13 protein-coding genes and 6 tRNA genes are annotated in these 17,666 nt (G+C 37.8%); 9 read left to right on the plus strand and 10 right to left on the minus strand.

Translation table 11 applies throughout. The features are described 5' to 3' along the window. The 6 genes from H5116_RS03960 to H5116_RS03985 form a co-directional block, all read right to left on the minus strand. Nucleotides 1-76: transfer RNA gene (locus H5116_RS03960), tRNA-Thr, on the minus strand. A gap of 102 nt (nucleotides 77-178) precedes the next feature. Next, nucleotides 179-254: transfer RNA gene (locus H5116_RS03965), tRNA-Phe, on the minus strand. Between the two features lie 67 nt (nucleotides 255-321). After that, a tRNA-Thr gene (locus tag H5116_RS03970) sits at nucleotides 322-397 on the minus strand. Nucleotides 398-454: 57 nt separating this feature from the next. After that, nucleotides 455-530: transfer RNA gene (locus H5116_RS03975), tRNA-Phe, on the minus strand. 51 nt (nucleotides 531-581) lie between these two features. Then, nucleotides 582-657, minus strand: a tRNA-Thr gene (locus tag H5116_RS03980). A 71-nt stretch (nucleotides 658-728) separates the two neighbouring features. Next, a tRNA-Phe gene (locus H5116_RS03985) sits at nucleotides 729-804 on the minus strand. A 331-nt stretch (nucleotides 805-1,135) separates the two neighbouring features. On the opposite strand from H5116_RS03985, the gene H5116_RS03990 reads away from it, so the two are divergent. After that, a complete protein-coding gene (locus H5116_RS03990) occupies nucleotides 1,136-3,913 on the plus strand; it encodes a hybrid sensor histidine kinase/response regulator (RefSeq protein ID WP_182715612.1) in 2,778 nt (925 codons plus the stop codon). Nucleotides 3,914-3,960: 47 nt separating this feature from the next. Here H5116_RS03990 and H5116_RS03995 read toward each other — a convergent pair whose 3' ends face one another. Then, nucleotides 3,961-4,233, minus strand: coding sequence for an oxidative damage protection protein (locus H5116_RS03995; RefSeq protein ID WP_002962543.1), 273 nt, complete (start codon nucleotides 4,231-4,233; stop codon nucleotides 3,961-3,963). Nucleotides 4,234-4,268: 35 nt separating this feature from the next. Continuing rightward, complete coding sequence (gene mutY, locus H5116_RS04000) at nucleotides 4,269-5,330, minus strand: A/G-specific adenine glycosylase (protein ID WP_182715613.1); 1,062 nt, start codon at nucleotides 5,328-5,330, stop codon at nucleotides 4,269-4,271. Between the two features lie 161 nt (nucleotides 5,331-5,491). On the opposite strand from mutY, the gene trmB reads away from it, so the two are divergent. The 4 genes from trmB to arcA all read left to right on the plus strand — a co-directional run bounded on the left by trmB (nucleotide 5,492) and on the right by arcA (nucleotide 10,277). Next, nucleotides 5,492-6,217 carry a tRNA (guanosine(46)-N7)-methyltransferase TrmB gene (trmB, locus tag H5116_RS04005; protein WP_007582957.1) on the plus strand — a complete coding sequence of 242 codons (726 nt, stop codon included), beginning with the start codon at nucleotides 5,492-5,494 and terminating at the stop codon, nucleotides 6,215-6,217. Between the two features lie 62 nt (nucleotides 6,218-6,279). After that, entirely contained in the window at nucleotides 6,280-7,305 is a 1,026-nt protein-coding gene (locus H5116_RS04010; protein ID WP_182715614.1) for a methyltransferase, read from the plus strand. A gap of 151 nt (nucleotides 7,306-7,456) precedes the next feature. After that, nucleotides 7,457-9,061: a sensor histidine kinase gene (locus H5116_RS04015; protein WP_182671521.1), complete on the plus strand. Its 1,605-nt coding sequence runs from the start codon at nucleotides 7,457-7,459 to the stop codon at nucleotides 9,059-9,061. Between the two features lie 499 nt (nucleotides 9,062-9,560). Then, entirely contained in the window at nucleotides 9,561-10,277 is a 717-nt protein-coding gene (arcA, locus tag H5116_RS04020) for a two-component system response regulator ArcA (RefSeq protein WP_002962549.1), read from the plus strand. A 16-nt stretch (nucleotides 10,278-10,293) separates the two neighbouring features. On the opposite strand, the gene arcB is transcribed toward arcA, so the two are convergent. Further along, nucleotides 10,294-12,612, minus strand: coding sequence for an aerobic respiration two-component sensor histidine kinase ArcB (gene arcB, locus H5116_RS04025; protein ID WP_039486381.1), 2,319 nt, complete (start codon nucleotides 12,610-12,612; stop codon nucleotides 10,294-10,296). Between the two features lie 231 nt (nucleotides 12,613-12,843). Here arcB and folE2 point away from each other — a divergent pair, with 231 nt between their 5' ends. The 4 genes from folE2 to H5116_RS04045 all read left to right on the plus strand — a co-directional run bounded on the left by folE2 (nucleotide 12,844) and on the right by H5116_RS04045 (nucleotide 16,251). Next, nucleotides 12,844-13,764 (plus strand): GTP cyclohydrolase FolE2, encoded by a 921-nt coding sequence (folE2, locus tag H5116_RS04030; RefSeq protein WP_024597688.1) that lies wholly within the window; start codon nucleotides 12,844-12,846, stop codon nucleotides 13,762-13,764. A 115-nt stretch (nucleotides 13,765-13,879) separates the two neighbouring features. Then, nucleotides 13,880-14,476, plus strand: a complete 597-nt coding sequence (locus H5116_RS04035; protein WP_002962552.1) for a DUF2726 domain-containing protein — start codon at nucleotides 13,880-13,882, stop codon at nucleotides 14,474-14,476. A gap of 122 nt (nucleotides 14,477-14,598) precedes the next feature. Next, entirely contained in the window at nucleotides 14,599-15,306 is a 708-nt protein-coding gene (gene mtnN / locus H5116_RS04040; RefSeq protein ID WP_024597687.1) for a 5'-methylthioadenosine/S-adenosylhomocysteine nucleosidase, read from the plus strand. Beyond that, nucleotides 15,307-16,251, plus strand: a complete 945-nt coding sequence (locus tag H5116_RS04045; RefSeq protein WP_024597686.1) for a regulatory signaling modulator protein AmpE — start codon at nucleotides 15,307-15,309, stop codon at nucleotides 16,249-16,251. It abuts the gene before it with no gap. Between the two features lie 64 nt (nucleotides 16,252-16,315). On the opposite strand, the gene tyrS is transcribed toward H5116_RS04045, so the two are convergent. Then, a complete protein-coding gene (gene tyrS / locus H5116_RS04050) occupies nucleotides 16,316-17,515 on the minus strand; it encodes a tyrosine--tRNA ligase (protein ID WP_182715615.1) in 1,200 nt (399 codons plus the stop codon). Nucleotides 17,516-17,666: the final 151 nt, after the last annotated feature.

A 17,666-nucleotide genomic window follows, 5' to 3' on the forward strand; every position in this document is an offset into this window, starting at 1 on the left:
TGGTGCCGACTAACCGAGTCGAACGGTTGACCTACTGATTACAAGTCAGTTGCTCTACCAGCTGAGCTAAGTCGGCACACAAAACTGTGTGCTAAGGCACGTTCAATTTTAAAGATTGAGAACTTTTATAAAGCACTTAAAATAAAAAAACCTTGCATAAGCAAGGCTTTTCAATAAATGGTGCCTCGACGCGGAATCGAACCACGGACACGAGGATTTTCAATCCTCTGCTCTACCGACTGAGCTATCGAGGCACATAAACTGTGCTAGTTAACTAAATTTTCTAAGTTAACTTTTTACTAAACTAGTTTAGTAAATAAATGGTGCCGACTAACCGAGTCGAACGGTTGACCTACTGATTACAAGTCAGTTGCTCTACCAGCTGAGCTAAGTCGGCACACAAAACTGTGTGCTAAGGCACGTTCAATTTTAAAGATTGAGAACTTAAAGTAAATGGTGCCTCGACGCGGAATCGAACCACGGACACGAGGATTTTCAATCCTCTGCTCTACCGACTGAGCTATCGAGGCACATAAACTGTGCTAATTAATTGTTATACTTTACAATTAACTTTATATAAATGGTGCCGACTAACCGAGTCGAACGGTTGACCTACTGATTACAAGTCAGTTGCTCTACCAGCTGAGCTAAGTCGGCACACAAAACTGTGTGCTAAGGCACGCGTAATAATGTTTAAACTGTTGATTAAACACCACTACTTTAATAAATGGTGCCTCGACCCGGAATCGAACCAGGGACACGAGGATTTTCAATCCTCTGCTCTACCAACTGAGCTATCGAGGCACTTAAACAGTGCTAATTAAAAATCTTAAAGTATTTTTAATGCAATTCCCACTCATCTCTACCGACTGAGCTATCTGGGCGTGCGGCGTATTAAACGAGTTTTGCCCTTACAAGTCAACTTTTTTTTTATTCTTTATAACTGTTTGAACGGTTTTCAGACAACTCAGTGTGTTTTTTATTAATAACGTTCATTTTTACCACAAATAGAACTATAAATATAAATAAATCAGACTAAAACCGTAGTGAATTATTTTTTGTAAATGTTACGATTAGCTTAGATACGTACGATAGGGACTTATCGTAGTAAAATCACATCAATTGGAAACAATCAATGCAGAGTAAATTTTCATCGCCAGTCAAAGGCTTATTACCTCTTTTTTTAATCATAAATATTGCAGTAACAGCGCTTGCTATTATTGCCCACTCATTTTATTCACAAACTGAAGTTAAGACAGCCCAACCTGCATCATCTGTTAATATTGTAACGCTTGCCGATAGATTAGACTTACCTATGGTTGATGCATTAACTATGTATGGTCAAGGTAAAGTAAGGCAGTTACTTGATTTAACGTCGTTATTAGATGATGACTTTGAATATACTCTATATCGCTTCAATGCTACATCAGATACTCAGTTGGTATATAGCAGCAGTAAACCTGCTATCGCTTCAATTAAAACTGAAAAGCATCTAGTAGAAGAAGGCATCCTACATCACTTACTGCTGTTAAACGATCAACCAATTGGCGAGCTTATTATTAAGCAAAACCTACCAACCGCTCCTTTAAGCGCTCAAAACTCTCAAGTTATTGCCTACATTATTGCGATAGCAAGCGTAGCTGCATTATTTATATTTACTTTAATGTTTAATATGTACATTAATAGTCGCTTACGAAAAAGTACTGACACTCTTACACAAGAGCTGCAGGCAATCACCGAAAATGCTAATTACAATAGTAGTGTTGATGAGCAGCTTGATATTGGTTTAGGTGTAGTGGCAAAAAACATTAACTTACTGCTACAAAAAGTACAGACTGCGATGAGTGAGAATGACGCCGCACAAAAAGAGCTTTATAAATTACAAAATGGCCTAGAAGCCGAAGTGCAAAATCGTACTATAGCGCTTGAGCAAGCCACATTAAAAGCAGAACGAGCAAGCGAAACCAAAACGACCTTTTTAGCCACAATGAGCCACGAAATAAGAACACCGATGAATGGTGTTATAGGAACTATTGATTTACTGCGCCAGACCGAACTTGATGGCGCTCAACATCGTTTAAGTACAATTATTCGTGAATCAGCATTTTCTTTATTGAGCATTTTAGATGATATCTTAGATTTTTCTAAAATTGAGGCTGGAAAGCTAAATATTGACCCGATCCCATTTTCGGTAACCGATACCATTGAAGAAGTTGCTCGAGTGCTCTCATCAGTTGCTAAAAAACGTGAGCTTGATTTAGAACTAGCAATAGCACCAGATATTCCAGTCAACCTTACCGGTGATAGTGTGCGTGTACGTCAGGTGCTTTATAACCTATGTAGCAACGCAATTAAATTCACTAGCACTGATGAAAAAACCCAAGGCCATGTAAAAATATCAGTAGAGGTGGTTCATAATACGACTGATCACTTTACCTTACGCTTTTGCGTCACTGATAACGGTAAAGGCATGTCGCAGACGCAACTTCGCGAAATATTTAATCCATTTATTCAGGCCGAAAACTCAATTACCCGAGAATATGGTGGCACCGGTTTAGGTCTTTCTATTTGTAAAAGCTTAACTGAGCTTATGCTAGGTACTATTCATGTAACTAGTCATACCGGAATTGGCAGTGAGTTTACAGTAGAGCTGCCGTTTAGCACATCGGGTAAAATTAAGTACGCACATAAAGGTGCATTAAATGGTAAGCAAATTGTTGTAGTTAGTAATCACCTAGAACGTGAAAAAACAATGTACCGTTATTTATCGTTCATGGGCGCTAAAATAATATATGCACACACAGAAGAAGAAATTGAAGAGCACCAGCATTCACAAGATATTATTTGGGTAGCTGATGGCATAGACAATATGGATAAAACTAATGCGCTGCTAAGACGTTTATTTTATTCATTAGAGGATTATAACCAACAAGTTGTTGTACTAAGTAAGCTTGATGAAGCAGCTATAAATCATAAAAACATTTTTTATATTAATGCCTCTCCTCTATGTAAATCTAACTTTATGCTTTCTATATTGGTGGCTGCAGGGTTACATACACCTAAGCAAATTAAAAAAACCAAAACACTTAATAACTATTTAAATGTTGAGCAGGCACGTAATTCAAACAAATTGGTTCTACTTGTTGAAGATAACCTTCTAAACCAACAAGTCCTCACCGATCAACTACATATACTGGGCTTTGGCGTTGAAATAGCTAACAACGGTGAAGAAGGTCTAGATATGTGGAGAAAAGGTGATTACTCACTTATTTTAACCGACTTACACATGCCTAAAATGTCGGGTTACGATATGGTCGAAAAAATCCGTAATGAAGCAGAGTTATTAGAATCGATTGATGCACAGCCTTACATTATTGCAGTAACAGCAAACGCACTTAAAGGCGAAAAAGAGCGCTGTTTAGCAGTAGGTATTAACGACTTCATTACCAAACCTATAGAGCTAAACGCGTTAGAAGAAACTCTAAAACGTTGGAGCGATAAACAAAGCCAAAACCCAAATGTAGTTATTCATCAAACTATGGCACTACCTATTGATATGGAAGCTGTTGCTAAATATGTAAACGGTGATAACGCTAAGCAAATTCGTTTTTTCAAAATGTATTTAGAACAAAGCCAAGGCTTAATTAAGAGTATTAATTCCGGCGTTATGGTTAACGATTTAAATGAGATTATTGAGGGGTGTCATCAATTAAAATCGATCTCCAAGACAATTGGTGCCCAAACGGTGGCAGAACTTTCAAGTGCATTTGAAGATAAATGTAAAGAAGGTGAACTCACAACCGATGAATTAATAGAGTTAAGAGATAAGCTGGAAATTGAATACTCTAAAGCTGCTCAATTTTTAAAGGAACAAATTAAAACATCTGAGCAAGAAGATGAGTTAAATGAATAAATAAACATAAAAAAAGGGCTTAATAGCCCTTTTTTATGTTTAAAACATTACTTTTCAGGCGGTCGATAACCTTCAATTTCTACATCTTTATTTTCAAACAAAAAGCCAACCATTTGCTCTTCTAAAAATGTGCGGTGTTCTGGGTCCATCATATTTAAATGCTTTTCGTTAATAAGCATTGTTTGTTTATGTTGCCACTGAGCCCACGCTTCTTTAGAGATGTTATTAAAAATCTTTTCACCAATTTCACCAGGGTATAACTGAAAGCCAAGCCCTTCGGCTTCTTTTTGTAACTTTTGACAAAATACTGTACGTGCCATGATTGATTCTCTCTAACGCTAAATATGGGGCTATTCTATACTATTGCTGTAATTTGTTTAACCAACTTTTTAGTTGGTGCTGCTAGGCCAACCTCTATTGATTGATCAAGCGGATACCAGATTAATTGCTTATCGTTTACCACATCAGGAGTTTTCTTAACATTGAGCACATGTGGGTTAATCCTCAGCTCAAAATGTGAAAACACATGAATAAACGCTTCAAGCTCTACTAAGTCGGCTTCTAGGCCTTGCTGAGCTAAAAACATTTGAAGCTCTTCGTACTCATTAAATTCAAAAAAGCCAAACAATCCGCCCCAAATACCGCTGTTAGGACGTTTTTCCATAAGCACTTTATCACCACACTGAATAATTAACTGATGACAACTCTTTTTAGGAACTGCTTTTTTAGGTTTAGAATGTGGAAACTCTTTTACTTTACCTGCATTAAAAGCACCACAGCCTGAGTTTAATGGGCAAGCCTCGCAATCAAACCGGCTGCGTGAGCAAACGCTAGACCCTAAATCCATCATAGCTTGATTAAACTCAGTAACATTATCTTTAGGCGTTAACTGCTCTGATAAATGCCAAAGCTGGTTTTCGACTTTTTTAACGCCGTACCAGCCCTCAATCATAAAATAGCGCGCTAAAACTCGCTTCACGTTCCCATCTAAAATAGGGTGATGCTGTCCAAGCGACAATGATAAAACAGCCCCTGCAGTAGAGCGCCCTATTCCAGGTAAATCCATTACTTCCTCAAGTGTTTTCGGAAACTCACCTTGGTATTTGTCACGCACTATTTTAGCTGTTTTGTGTAAGTTACGCGCACGAGCGTAATACCCTAAGCCGGTCCAGTGATGCAGTACTAAGTCTTCATCCGCATCAGCTAAAGCGATAATATCTGGAAAGCTTTGCATAAACTTTTCAAAGTATGGAATAACAGTAATAACTTGGGTTTGCTGCAGCATCACTTCAGACACCCACACTTTATAAGGTGTTTTACCTAGCTGCCACGGGAGTGTTTTACGCCCATGAAGGTGATACCAATCAACAACTTGATTAGAAAAGCAGTGTGACTGTTCTTTATTTAAATCCAACATTTTTAACTTTTACTGATGCCCAATGGCGGCTCAGTCTATTGCAGTTAACAAAAAGATCAAGCTATACGGGGTGTAAAACCAGCTAATACTTGTGATTGCGGCCTCGGTCAGGGATAATATGCAACCATTTTTAAACACATTGTTTTTGTCAGGCCAATAATATGAGTGAATCAAGCAACACTAACCTTGAGCAAGCTAAGCAAGAAGGTAAATACATCCGCACCATTCGCAGTTTTGTAAAACGCGAAGGTCGATTAACCAAAGGCCAAGCCGCTGCAATCGAAAAATGCTGGCCAACAATGGGCCTAGAGCATAAAAACGGTATGCTTGATTTAAGCGAAGTTTTTGGTAACAACAACGATGTAGTAGTAGAAATTGGTTTTGGTATGGGTAAGTCGCTTGTCGAAATGGCAACAAATGCCCCTCACCTAAACTTTATCGGTATTGAAGTACACCGCCCAGGCGTTGGTGCTTGTTTAATGGATGCCGATGAAGCAGGCATTACCAACTTACGTATTTTTGAACACGATGCAGTTGAAGTACTTGCAGATTGCATACCTAATGAAAGCTTAACAACACTACAACTATTTTTCCCTGACCCTTGGCATAAAAAGCGTCACCACAAACGCCGTATTGTACAAACTGAGTTTGTTGAAAAGCTAAGAGCCCAACTTAAAATGGGTGGCGTTTTTCATATGGCAACAGACTGGGAAAACTATGCAGAGCACATGCTCGAAGTAATGAACGTAGCTCCTGGTTTCAAAAACCAATCAGAAACAAATGATTATGTTCCACGTCCAGATTTACGCCCGCTTACTAAGTTTGAGCAGCGCGGACATCGCCTAGGTCATGGCGTGTGGGATTTAATGTTTGAGCGCACAGAATAATTAAATTTAATTACTCACTTTTACTTTTATAAAACTAAATATACTGTAAGGCAAAGCCATTTATGAGCGTACTAACCAACCCAAGTTTACTGTTACTTCGTAATAGCGAGGCACTAACGGGAAAATCTATCTTGGTGGTCAACTTTGTTCAAGATGGCTTTTTAACAGAGCTTAAAAGACTTAATCCGCAAAGCAAAGTAACTGCGTTTAGCTACAACCATGCTAACGGAGAGTTTGCTAAAAACACCAAAGATGTTGATGTTCATGTAAGCCACACAATACCTGGTAACAACTACGATTTAGTTATTCTTTACTACCCTAAATCAAAACCAGAGTTATTAATGGCACTTGATAATATTCGATCTGCTATTACTGATGATGCCGAACTATTAGTAGTAGGTGAAAACAAAAGTGGTGTTAAGTCAATTGAAAAGCAATTAGCTGGTAAGGCTGAGTTTAGTAACAAGATTGATTCAGCTAAGCACTGCGTTCTTTACTCATTTGCTGAAATTTCTAAGCACCCTCACTTTGATATTACGACTTACCATAAAAAGTTTGTTGTTAATGTTGCCGACACTGAATTTACAGCTATTAGTGTTCCTGGAGTGTTTAATCACGGTAGTTTAGATATAGGAACGAAAGTTCTACTGGAAAACGCACCGACAATTAAGCAAGGCAAAGTTCTCGACTTTGGTTGTGGCGCTGGTTTAATAGCAACTTTTTTAGGGCTTCATAATCCAGCACTTGAGTTTGTGTGTAGTGATGTAAGTGCGCTGGCAACTTATGCAACACAGCAAACCCTAAAGCTTAACAACATCAATGGTGAGGCTATATTAAGTGACGGCCTTAAAAGCATTAATGGCAAGTTTGATTTAATTATTAGCAATCCACCTTTTCATACTGGTATTGCAACCGACTACACAGTAGCAGAAACATTTTTAGCTAATGCAAAACAGCATTTAACTAAATTAGGGAAACTAAATATTGTTGCTAACAGCTTTTTAAAGTACCCGCCTATTTTAGAAACTCAGTTTGAAAGCTATCAAACTGTATTTAAGAACAATAAATTTGCTGTATATAGCAGCTAATTTAAATTTGTAAAATGATTGAGCACAAACGTGCTCAAGCTAACTTTCGAATAAATATAAGAATTAATTTAGTTTTTTTCCTTCATTTTTCCACGTCTTTGCTAAACTAAAACTCTAAATAATTAAAATTAACTCAGGCGATAATGAAATAATGCCTAAAAAAGTTCATCAAAGTAGCATTCGAAAAGCACTCATTAATTTGATCATGCTTATTACAGCTATTTGCTTATCGTTATCTATTTCTATCTCTACGTATTTAAGCGTGAAAGAACAAAAGCAATTAATAGTTAATAAGCTTGTTATTCTTTCTGAAATTGTAGCTTTTGATGCTGGGCAATCGGTAATTGAAGATGATCGTAAAACAGAAGAAAAACGCCTCAAGTCATTTGAAAAGATCCCTCTTGTAAAAAACATACATATTTACTCAATAGAAAAAGCATCCCAAAAGCCTGTTTTCTTTATTAGCTTTAATGCTAAAAAAACACCTCCTGTGCCACTGAGAATAGACAGTGTAGAAGAGCTAAAAACACCACGAATTACGAGTGACCATATTGAGCTAACCCGCCCTATTTACGATAACGAACAAGTAGTAGGTTATGTGTATATGCGAGGAAGCCTCGAGAGTTTAGAGGTTTATATTGAGAGAAAAATATTAATAGACGTGTTATTAACATTATTAATTCTGGCGGTTGTTTACTTTATTGCTATTAAAGTTCAACGACGTATAGCTAAGCCAATAGAGCAATTAAGCATGTTATTGCAGGATGTGTCTAAAAATCATAACTACGATGCACGCGCACCAGTAACTGATGTAAAAGAAATAAGTGCTCTTTCAAATAGTTTAAATATCATGCTTACGCGTACAAAAAAACAACTTGAACGCCACGAAAAAGATAAGCAAGAAATCAAACAACTAAACCTAAGCCTTGAAGAAAAAGTAAACCAACGAACAATCGCCCTTAGAGAGGCAAATCAAGAGCTTTTATCAACTCTTGAGCGGATGCATCAATACCAAACACAAATTGTTGAAAACGAAAAAATGGCATCTTTAGGGCAAATGGTTGCAGGTGTTGCCCATGAAGTTAACACACCAATAGGGCTAGGTATTACCGGTTCTACGTTACTTAGAGATAAACTAGCAGACATACAGCAAAGCTTTGATGACAAAAAACTTACCTCAAGCCATCTAAAACGCTTTATAGATGAAGGTATTGAAAACTTAGATTTAATTTACCGCAACTTAAATCGTGCAGCTGACCTTATATCTAACTTTAAAAAAGTAGCGGTTATTCAAGATGACGGTGTAAATACCTATATTAATGTGCACAAATTAATAAGTGATGTTTTAACATCGATTCAATCTGAATTATTGCCCAAAAAGCCTGTTGTAACTATCAACTGTCCGACCGACTTGGCTATTCATAGTAAGTCTGAACCTCTACAACAAGTTTTTCAGCAGTTACTTATGAACTCTGTAATTCATGGATTTATAGGTAAAGAAAACAATGAAATTCGCTTTGACGTAGAACTCGTCGGGAAAAAATTAACAATCGTTTATTCTGACAATGGTCAGGGCGTTGACAAAAACATTAAAAATAGAATTTTTGACCCATTCGTAACTTCAAAGCGCGGGCAAGGCGCAAGTGGCTTAGGCATGCACTTAGTTTATAACCTAGTAACACAAGCACTTGGCGGAAGAGTGATGTTTGATCTTGAAGAAAAACGCGGTGCTCGCTTTATAATTACTATTCCTTAAATAAAGATCATTAAAAAGTGCATATATTTAAAATTTATCCTTGAATTAGCATTTAATGACCTCATTAATGAGGCATGTGATAAGTGCGTAACATTATTTAATTGCTTTAAATAAATATTACCAAGCGATTTATGAACTTTTTTATCTTTGCTGTATCACATACATTGATGAAAGGTTAAAAGGTTAAAAAGTGATATAGTTTTGCTTTGAATTAGTCTGATTATTTTAAGTACCTTGTTTAATTGAATGATATGTCAATTATCAAAGGAAAATGGCTTCGACTTTATGATTCAAATAGCTACATCCATGTATATATCAATTAAACAGTAGTTTTTGCACTGCCCTTTTTTAGTAGACTTTGGACACCCTACTGTTTTATTTTTATCCAATTTGTTTTTTCCTTGTTAACAAATGGGTATAATCCTATAATCTCTAGTAATCGGTTATAAATTAGTCACCGATTTTTTATAAATAATATATTCCAAAAGGTTAATTAATAATGCAAACGCCAGTCATTCTAATCGTAGAAGATGAAGACGTAACTCGACTGAACCTAGTTAGTTTATTTGAAGCTGAAGGGTACAAAGTTATTGAAGCCATTGATGGCGATGATATGCATGACAAGCTTACAAATAACGATGACGTTAATCTTGTAGTTATGGATATCAACCTTCCTGGTAAAAACGGTCTTATTTTAGCCCGTGAATTACGCCAAAAGCGTAAAGTAGGTCTTATATTCCTAACAGGTCGTGACAACGATGTTGACCGTATTTTAGGTCTTGAAATTGGCGCAGATGACTACGTTACTAAACCATTCAACCCGCGTGAATTAACGATCAGAGCTCGCAACCTTATTACTCGTACTGCCTTAGGTGGTGAAGAGTCAGCACTAGAAACAAATGGTGTTATTACGTTTAATGGTTGGGAACTTGATGAAAACAGCCGTTGTCTTACTTCTCCAAATGGCGACGCTAAACGTTTACCTAAAGGTGAGTACAGAGCACTTCGTTTAATGCTTGATTCTCCAGGTCGCATTTTTAGCCGTGAGCAATTAATTAAGCATATGACAGGCCGTGAGCTTCGCGCAAATGACCGTACTGTTGACGTTACTATTCGTCGCATTCGTAAGCATTTTGAAAGTGATAACTCAACGTCTGAGTTAATCAGCACCATCCATGGTGAAGGTTACCGTTTCATTGGTAAAATTGACGCTTAATTAGAGCTAATTAGTTTCACTCTAATTGCTGTAAAAATAAATGAAGGGCTTTCTGTCCTTCATTTATTTTATCTGCCAGAATATCTAACCACTGCTTTAACACCTCATCAGATTCATCAATCGCACCATGTTCCATTATTTTGGCATGAAGCTGCACATCATTAAGACCTACTGAGCCAGCCGCCCCTTTGAGTTTATGCGCTACTGATTCATATTCTTCTCTATCACCAGTATTTAATGAAGTAAGTAACTCTTGCTGATATTGTGGACTTAGTTTTTCGAATAGCTGACTACTGCGTCTAAACACAACTAAGCCCATTGAATTGACAAAGTCTTCTATTGTTTCTATATCTAATAAGTGTGCATCAATGCCTTTAAGGGCTTCTTCACTTACTTTTAACAGTGGCTCTGTGCATTCACTTTGCTTAATTCCAAATAAATCAGCCAGCATTTTATCAAGCTTCACTGTGTTAATTGGTTTAGCAAGCGCCCCTTGTATTGATATACCTTCAAGCTCTTCTTCAGCACTACGAACATTGGCCGTAAGTGCCACAATAGGTAGTTTATCAAAATGACTATCTGAGCGTATTTGCTTGGCAACTACGTCACCATTTATATCAGGCAATTGCATATCAAGTAATACTAAATCTAAGTCATCTTCGGTTTCGACAAACGAGAGTGCATCTTCACCGGTTTCAGCCCACAACACCTCATGCCCGCGTTGCTCTAATAAGTTTGTAGCAATTTCGGCGTTAAGAGGTACATCTTCTACTAGTAAAATATACAAACCACGACCAACATAACTTTGCTCTGTTGGTGCTACACATAGACTAAGCGGTATTTGAACTGTAAAGCAACTTCCTTCGCCCTCAGTACTATTTACTGTAATTATCCCTTTCATCGCACTTACAAGTGCCTTAGTTACAGCCAAACCAATACCGGAACCTATTGCGTTAGTCCCTTTTAAATCTGGCGCTTTGTAATACATATCAAATATATGAGCAAGCTGCTCTGGCGGAATACCTTGGCCGGTATCCGATACTTTCATAACTAACCATGGGCCTTCAACTCTGTTTTCTCGGCTACATTCAAGTGTTACCTTTCCTTGCTGTGTAAACTTAACGGCATTATTAATTAAGTTCCAAACAACTTGGCGTAAGCGAGTTGGGTCGAGCTGTGCGTAAATATCCAGCACCCCATTGCGCTTAATATCAAACTCTAGCTCTTTTTGCTCCGCGATTAAGCCCGCAAAGTTAACAACGTCATTTATAAAGTCTGATACATTAATAGAGTTGGTCACTATATCGAGCTGATCTCTATCTATTTTGTCTAAATCAATAATATCGTTAAAAATATTGCCGAGCGTTTCAGCACTCGAAAATATAGTATTACCCCAACTACGCTGCTGTTTGTTTAAGTCAGTATCAAGCAGCATTCGTGTTAAACCAACAATACCATTGAGCGGTGTACGTAGTTCATGGCTTAATGTGGCAATAAACTTACCTTTGTCTTTATAGGCCGTTTCGAGCGCTTGAGCGGCCTCCTTACGACTTGTGATATCACGACCAAAGCCCAGTAGACCAATGTAATCACCTTCATCATTTATAAAAGGTAATTTACGCAGCTCAAACCAACGCGTTTCGCCATTTACCTCATAACCCACATCAATGGTTAGTGCTTTATGGCTTTGCTCTACTTCTTTATCGGTTTTCAAAACTTCAGATAAAAAGTGGCTAGGAAATATCTGCTCAACCGTTTTGCCAATTAGTTCGCTACTTGATTTGCCCATTACTTCTTCAAACATTTTATTACAACCAGCAAACACGCCATTGTTATCGCGGTAATAAAATAAATCAGGAGATGAATCAACTATTGAGCGCTGCAGCATGCTTTGTTGAGCAAGTTCTTGTTGTGTTTTTTTACGCTCAGCAATTTCTCGTCGTAGTTCTTCGATAGCGCGATGCTTGGCATGAAATGCCATTTTACGCTCATCAATTTCGATGTTTAGACGGTTAATGTTATCTTTTAGGGTTTGATTTAAAAGCTTTTCTTGTTTGGTGGCGCTATCTAAATAAGCATATGAGGCATCTAGTTGTCGAATTGAATTAAGCAACACACTTATAATTAAAGGAGAAACTACAGCCGTAAAAAATACCACGGCTAAAATATCAACCAGGTGTAATTCGCCTATCGCCACATAATAAAACATGCTCGATAAAATAAGAGATACAGTTAAAAATAAAGTGTAACAAATAGCAGCGGTTTTAAATTCACCAAATCGCGTTATTGAGCTGGAAAGTACCCGAGCCCAAGGGCTCAAAGAATAATCGGTCATACGTAATTTTATCTCTTAGCTGTGTACTTAATATAAAGAAGGCAATGCGTATGTATAAACATACCATTTTCCCAGATTTTAGCATTTTTCTCCTACCACTACTCACGTTGTGCGATAAAAACAGAATTTTTCATGTTTGATTTAGCTCATCTATTAAACTCATCATTTCAGCAATAAATTATTTAGTGTAAAATGCCCCGCTTTATTATCCCCAAAATACGAGTAGCGCACATGCAAACCAATATGCCAGATATAGCAGACACTGCACCCGCTTTACAAACAGGTAAATTAGACTGGGTTGGCATGGGCGAAATAGAACTGCCATTTATTTTTGAATCCCGAGACTTATCTCCAGTTACAGTAAACGCCAAAGCTCGTGCATTTGTAAATTTACATAAAGAAGATGCCAAAGGCATTCATATGTCACGTCTATTTTTGGCACTTGATCTGCTTTCAACCGAGCAGCAAGTCAATCCGCAAACAATAGCGCAGGCACTCGATACCTTTATAACTAGCCACGAAGGGCTGAGCAATAAAGCACAAATTGAATTTAAATTTGAATTACCGCTACGCCGTAAGTCACTATTAAGTGGCAAAGCGGGCTGGAAAAGCTACCCAGTTGTACTTACCAGTACAATTGAAAATAACGTTATTAGCTACGAGCTAACCGTAGATGTTACTTATTCTTCAACGTGCCCATGCTCTGCTGCACTTGCGCGCCAGCTTATACAAAACGCGTTTAACGAAAAGTTTAACCAAGAAACGTTGAGCCAAAAAGATGTGCACGAATGGCTAGGCACTACACAAGGTATTGTAGCGACTCCCCACTCGCAGCGCTCTATTGCCAACGTAAAAGTAAAGCTTGATAGCAACATTCAAGAATTTGACGTAGTTACGCTAATTAACACTCTTGAAGCTGAGCTTAAAACACCAGTACAAGCAGCAGTAAAACGTGAAGATGAGCAAGAATTTGCCCGTTTGAATGGTCAAAACCTTATGTTTTGTGAAGATGCAGCGCGTAAAATTAAAGCATTGCTAGAGGCAAACCATTACAGTGATTATTGGCTGCAAATAAACCACTATGAGTCACTGCATGCACACGATGCTGTAGCTATTGCAGTAAAAGGTATTAAAGGAGGCTACAAAGCTTAATCGCTGTGTAGCTATTGCTTGTAAACCAGCCGGTAATTATTTTATAACCCATACTTTTTAGGCACGTAAATTGCTTTGTTTGAGCAGTGTCAATTTGTTGTTATGGAGTTACCGTATGGAATTCGCTTTATTATTAATCCTAGTATTAGTTGTCGGGGCCTCTGTTGTTGCGTCAAAATTTAATGACGATGGCGGAAACCCGTATCCTTTTACTCGCAAGCAAACTGTTTTTACGCAGGTTGAAGGCGCTTTTTTAAATCTTCTAGAGCGTGCTGTTGGCGATCAATATAAAATTGTTAGTCGCGTTAAGTTAATCGACGTTATTGACTGTAAGCAAGGCCTTTCAGTAAAGTCTAAACGTGCTGCTTTAGCTAAAGCTAAAAATAAGCAACTCGACTTTGTTTTAATCGATAAAGAAAAACTAACAATCATTGCTGCTGTTGACCTAGTTAACAATGCCAACAAAGATGGCCACAAAGCTCAACGCGACTGGTTTGTAAACGGTGCACTAGAGTCTGCGGGCATTCCACATATTCGTATGAAAGTTAAATCGGGCTACCGCCCTTCTGAAGTACGCGATGCAATTATGTTTAAACTTGGTAAGCCTGCAGCAACACAAACTCAGCGCCCTGTTCGTAATCGCTCACATAAGCCAGCGGTACTTTCACCTTCTCAAGCTAAAGCGCAAACCACCGCGTTAGCTGAAATTTAAAAAACGAATTAAATACTCTCCTAAAAAGTATTTAAAGCGAGCTCATAAACAAGCTCGCTTTTTTGTTTTTTATTGCTAACTTCACGTATAATCAAGTGATTCAAACTCAGGAATTAAACTTTATGAATGTTGGTATTATTGGCGCAATGGAGCCAGAAGTTAAAATTTTACGTGAAGCTATGCAAAACCCACAAATTTTAACTAAAGCAGGTTTCACTTTTTATACTGGCGAGTTGGCTGGTAACACGGTGACACTTGTTCAATCTGGTATTGGTAAAGTCGCATCAACTATTGCAACTACCTTACTGATCGATAACTTCAAACCTGATTGCATAATTAACACAGGCTCAGCCGGTGGATTCGATCCTTCTCTTAGTGTTGGCGATGTAGTAATTTCGTCAGAAGTACGTCACCACGATGTAGACGTAACTGCTTTTGGCTACGAAATTGGCCAAGTACCACAAATGCCGGCAGGCTTTGCAGCACACCCTAAATTAGTTGAAGCAGCACAGCAAACTATCGAACAAATCAGTGATGTTAAAACACTCGTTGGCTTAATTTGTACTGGTGACACATTTATGTGTGACCCTATACGCATTGATAAAGCACGTAGTGATTTTCCTACAATGCTTGCTGTTGAAATGGAAGGCGCTTCAATTGCACAAACGTGTTTTACGCTAAACACACCATTTGTTGTAATTCGCTCAATGTCTGATATTGCTGGTAAAGAGTCACCACAATCATTTGAAGAATACCTAGAAACAGCATCAATCAACTCATCTAAAATGGTTGTTGCACTTTTAGAAAAGCTTACAGCAGTATCTCTGTAAATGCTTAGCAATATTGTTCAAAATCACTTGGACTTTATTGCCTTTATACTAGCGCTCCTTGCTGAGCGCTTTATTCCCCTTATTAGCTGGTATCATCCTAATACGGCGTTAAATGCTGTTTTTAGTGCTATTGGCAAACGTATATACAAAAGCAAAGAACCTAAAAGCTATCAATATTTGGCAGCTATACTCGCAAGCTCACTTATTTTAAGTGTCATTCTCATTATTGTAGTGTTGCTACTCGAGTTTGCTTTTTATCCTGAATTACTCGCTGGCCTTATTTTATACTTATGCTTAGAAAGTAAGAGCATTGATAAAAAAGCACTTCGCATTGCAAAGCTAACTAAACAAAATCAAAAATCCACAGCGCGCGAATTACTAAAGCCACTGCTTGCCCGTGAAGTTAATAGGCTTTCATCTGCTGGTATTATCAAAGCATTAACTGAGAGCTTAATACTGCGCACTGCTCGATACTATTTCGTAGTCATATTTATATTTTTAGCATTTGGTCCTATTGCTGCCCTTGCCTATCGGTTACTTACCTTAATACAACAAGCATGGCGTAGTGATATCCCCCCAAATAGTTACTTTTTAAAACCGCTTAAAACACTCTTGTTTATTATTGAATACATTCCCATGCGCTTACTCGCTTTAACTATTGCAGCAAGTCGAGCAAGCAAACAAAGCATGCATTATATAAAGCATTATGGCAGGCATTTTTATCAAACAAATACAGGCTGGCTCTTAAGCACATGTTCTGCATCACTTGGCGTGCAGTTGGGCGGGCCTGCAGTTTATTTAGGTACTCGCTTTAATAAAATGCGTATTGGCACTGATAGACTACCTACACCCGAGGATGTACCTGTAATAATTAATAGGTTAAATCAGGCCCGTGTATTTTGGTTGTTAGTAATAGCCAGCATTGAAATATTAAAATTGATTTAAAGGGCTCAAAATACGAGCACAAAAAAAACCAGCCGAGGCTGGTTTTTTAGTTTTTAAAATGTGCTTAAGCTACAGTAATATTTGCAAACTTACGTTTACCTACTTGGTAAATAGCCGTTGTGCCTTTTGCTATTTCAAGTTTGGTATCAGTGATTTTATCTTCACCGTTAAGTTTAACTGCACCTTGCTTAATCATACGCATTGCTTCTGATGTACTTACTACTAAATTTGCTTCTTTAAGCAAGTTAGCAATTAAAATAGTATCTTCTGCAATAGTGATTGTTAGCTGTGGGATTTCATCTGGTAACGCTTTTTTCTGAAAACGCTGAATAAAATCATCATGTGCACCTTGTGCATCAGCTTCACTATGAAAACGAGCAATTAGCTCTTTAGCTAGTTCAATTTTAATATCGCGCGGATTCGTACCTTGCTCAACACGTTCTTTTTGAGCTGCAATTTCTTCAATAGAAAGCGCACTTAATAAGTCGTAGTAACGCCACATTAGCACATCACTAATTGACATTATTTTACCAAACATATCGTTAGGTGCATCAGTAATACCAATGTAGTTACCAAGCGACTTAGACATTTTTTGAACGCCGTCAGTACCTTCAAGTAATGGCATCATTAATACTGTTTGCGGCTTTTGACCTTCTACTTTTTGTAGCTCACGGCCCATTAACAAGTTAAAGCGCTGATCAGTACCACCTAGTTCAACATCTGACTCTAGTGCAACCGAATCCCAACCTTGTACCAGTGGATATAAAAACTCATGAATTGCAATTGGTTGGCCGCTTCCATAACGCTTTTTAAAGTCATCACGTTCAAGCATACGTGCTACGGTTTGGTTTGCAGCAAGTTTAATCATGCCTGCAGCGCCTAACTTTTCCATCCAAGTAGAGTTAAATGCAACAGTGGTTTTAGCAGGATCTAGAATTTTGAATACTTGTTCTTTATATGTTTCGGCATTGGCTAGTACGTCTTCACGAGTAAGTGGTTTACGCGTTACGTTTTTCCCCGTTGGGTCACCAATCATGCCAGTAAAGTCACCAATTAAGAAAATAACCTCATGACCTAAATCCTGAAAGGTTTTCATTTTATTAATTAGTACAGTGTGTCCTAAGTGTAAATCAGGCGCTGTAGGATCAAAGCCTGCTTTTATTTTTAGCTTCTTGCCCGACTTTAGTTTTTCAACTAGTTCGTCTTCAATTAATATTTCTTCTGCACCGCGTTTTATCTCTGCTAGAGCGGTTTGTAAATCCACTGTGTATTACTCCAAAATTCTGCCGACGAAGGGGCGACTAGTTACTTGCGTAGTCACGGTTTAATAAAGGTTTAAACCGAATAAATAGATGTAGCTAACATAACAAATTTCTACCTAATTAAAACAACTTTTTAAGTGATTCATGCAACTA

The sequence above is a fragment of the Pseudoalteromonas sp. SG45-2 genome (assembly GCF_014164115.1).
Classification (GTDB): domain Bacteria; phylum Pseudomonadota; class Gammaproteobacteria; order Enterobacterales; family Alteromonadaceae; genus Pseudoalteromonas; species Pseudoalteromonas distincta.

What these genes read in the sequence shown, in the direction of transcription:
- H5116_RS04035 (WP_002962552.1), top strand. Translation starts at nt 13,880, where the DNA reads ATGGAATTCGCTTTATTATTAATCCTAGTATTAGTTGTCGGGGCCTCT.
- H5116_RS04015 (WP_182671521.1), top strand. Translation starts at nt 7,457, where the DNA reads ATGCCTAAAAAAGTTCATCAAAGTAGCATTCGAAAAGCACTCATTAAT.
- H5116_RS04045 (WP_024597686.1), top strand. Translation starts at nt 15,307, where the DNA reads ATGCTTAGCAATATTGTTCAAAATCACTTGGACTTTATTGCCTTTATA.
- folE2 (WP_024597688.1), top strand. Translation starts at nt 12,844, where the DNA reads ATGCAAACCAATATGCCAGATATAGCAGACACTGCACCCGCTTTACAA.
- arcA (WP_002962549.1), top strand. Translation starts at nt 9,561, where the DNA reads ATGCAAACGCCAGTCATTCTAATCGTAGAAGATGAAGACGTAACTCGA.
- H5116_RS03995 (WP_002962543.1), bottom strand. Translation starts at nt 4,233, where the DNA reads ATGGCACGTACAGTATTTTGTCAAAAGTTACAAAAAGAAGCCGAAGGG.
- mtnN (WP_024597687.1), top strand. Translation starts at nt 14,599, where the DNA reads ATGAATGTTGGTATTATTGGCGCAATGGAGCCAGAAGTTAAAATTTTA.
- H5116_RS04010 (WP_182715614.1), top strand. Translation starts at nt 6,280, where the DNA reads ATGAGCGTACTAACCAACCCAAGTTTACTGTTACTTCGTAATAGCGAG.
- arcB (WP_039486381.1), bottom strand. Translation starts at nt 12,612, where the DNA reads ATGACCGATTATTCTTTGAGCCCTTGGGCTCGGGTACTTTCCAGCTCA.
- H5116_RS03990 (WP_182715612.1), top strand. Translation starts at nt 1,136, where the DNA reads ATGCAGAGTAAATTTTCATCGCCAGTCAAAGGCTTATTACCTCTTTTT.
- trmB (WP_007582957.1), top strand. Translation starts at nt 5,492, where the DNA reads ATGAGTGAATCAAGCAACACTAACCTTGAGCAAGCTAAGCAAGAAGGT.
- mutY (WP_182715613.1), bottom strand. Translation starts at nt 5,330, where the DNA reads ATGTTGGATTTAAATAAAGAACAGTCACACTGCTTTTCTAATCAAGTT.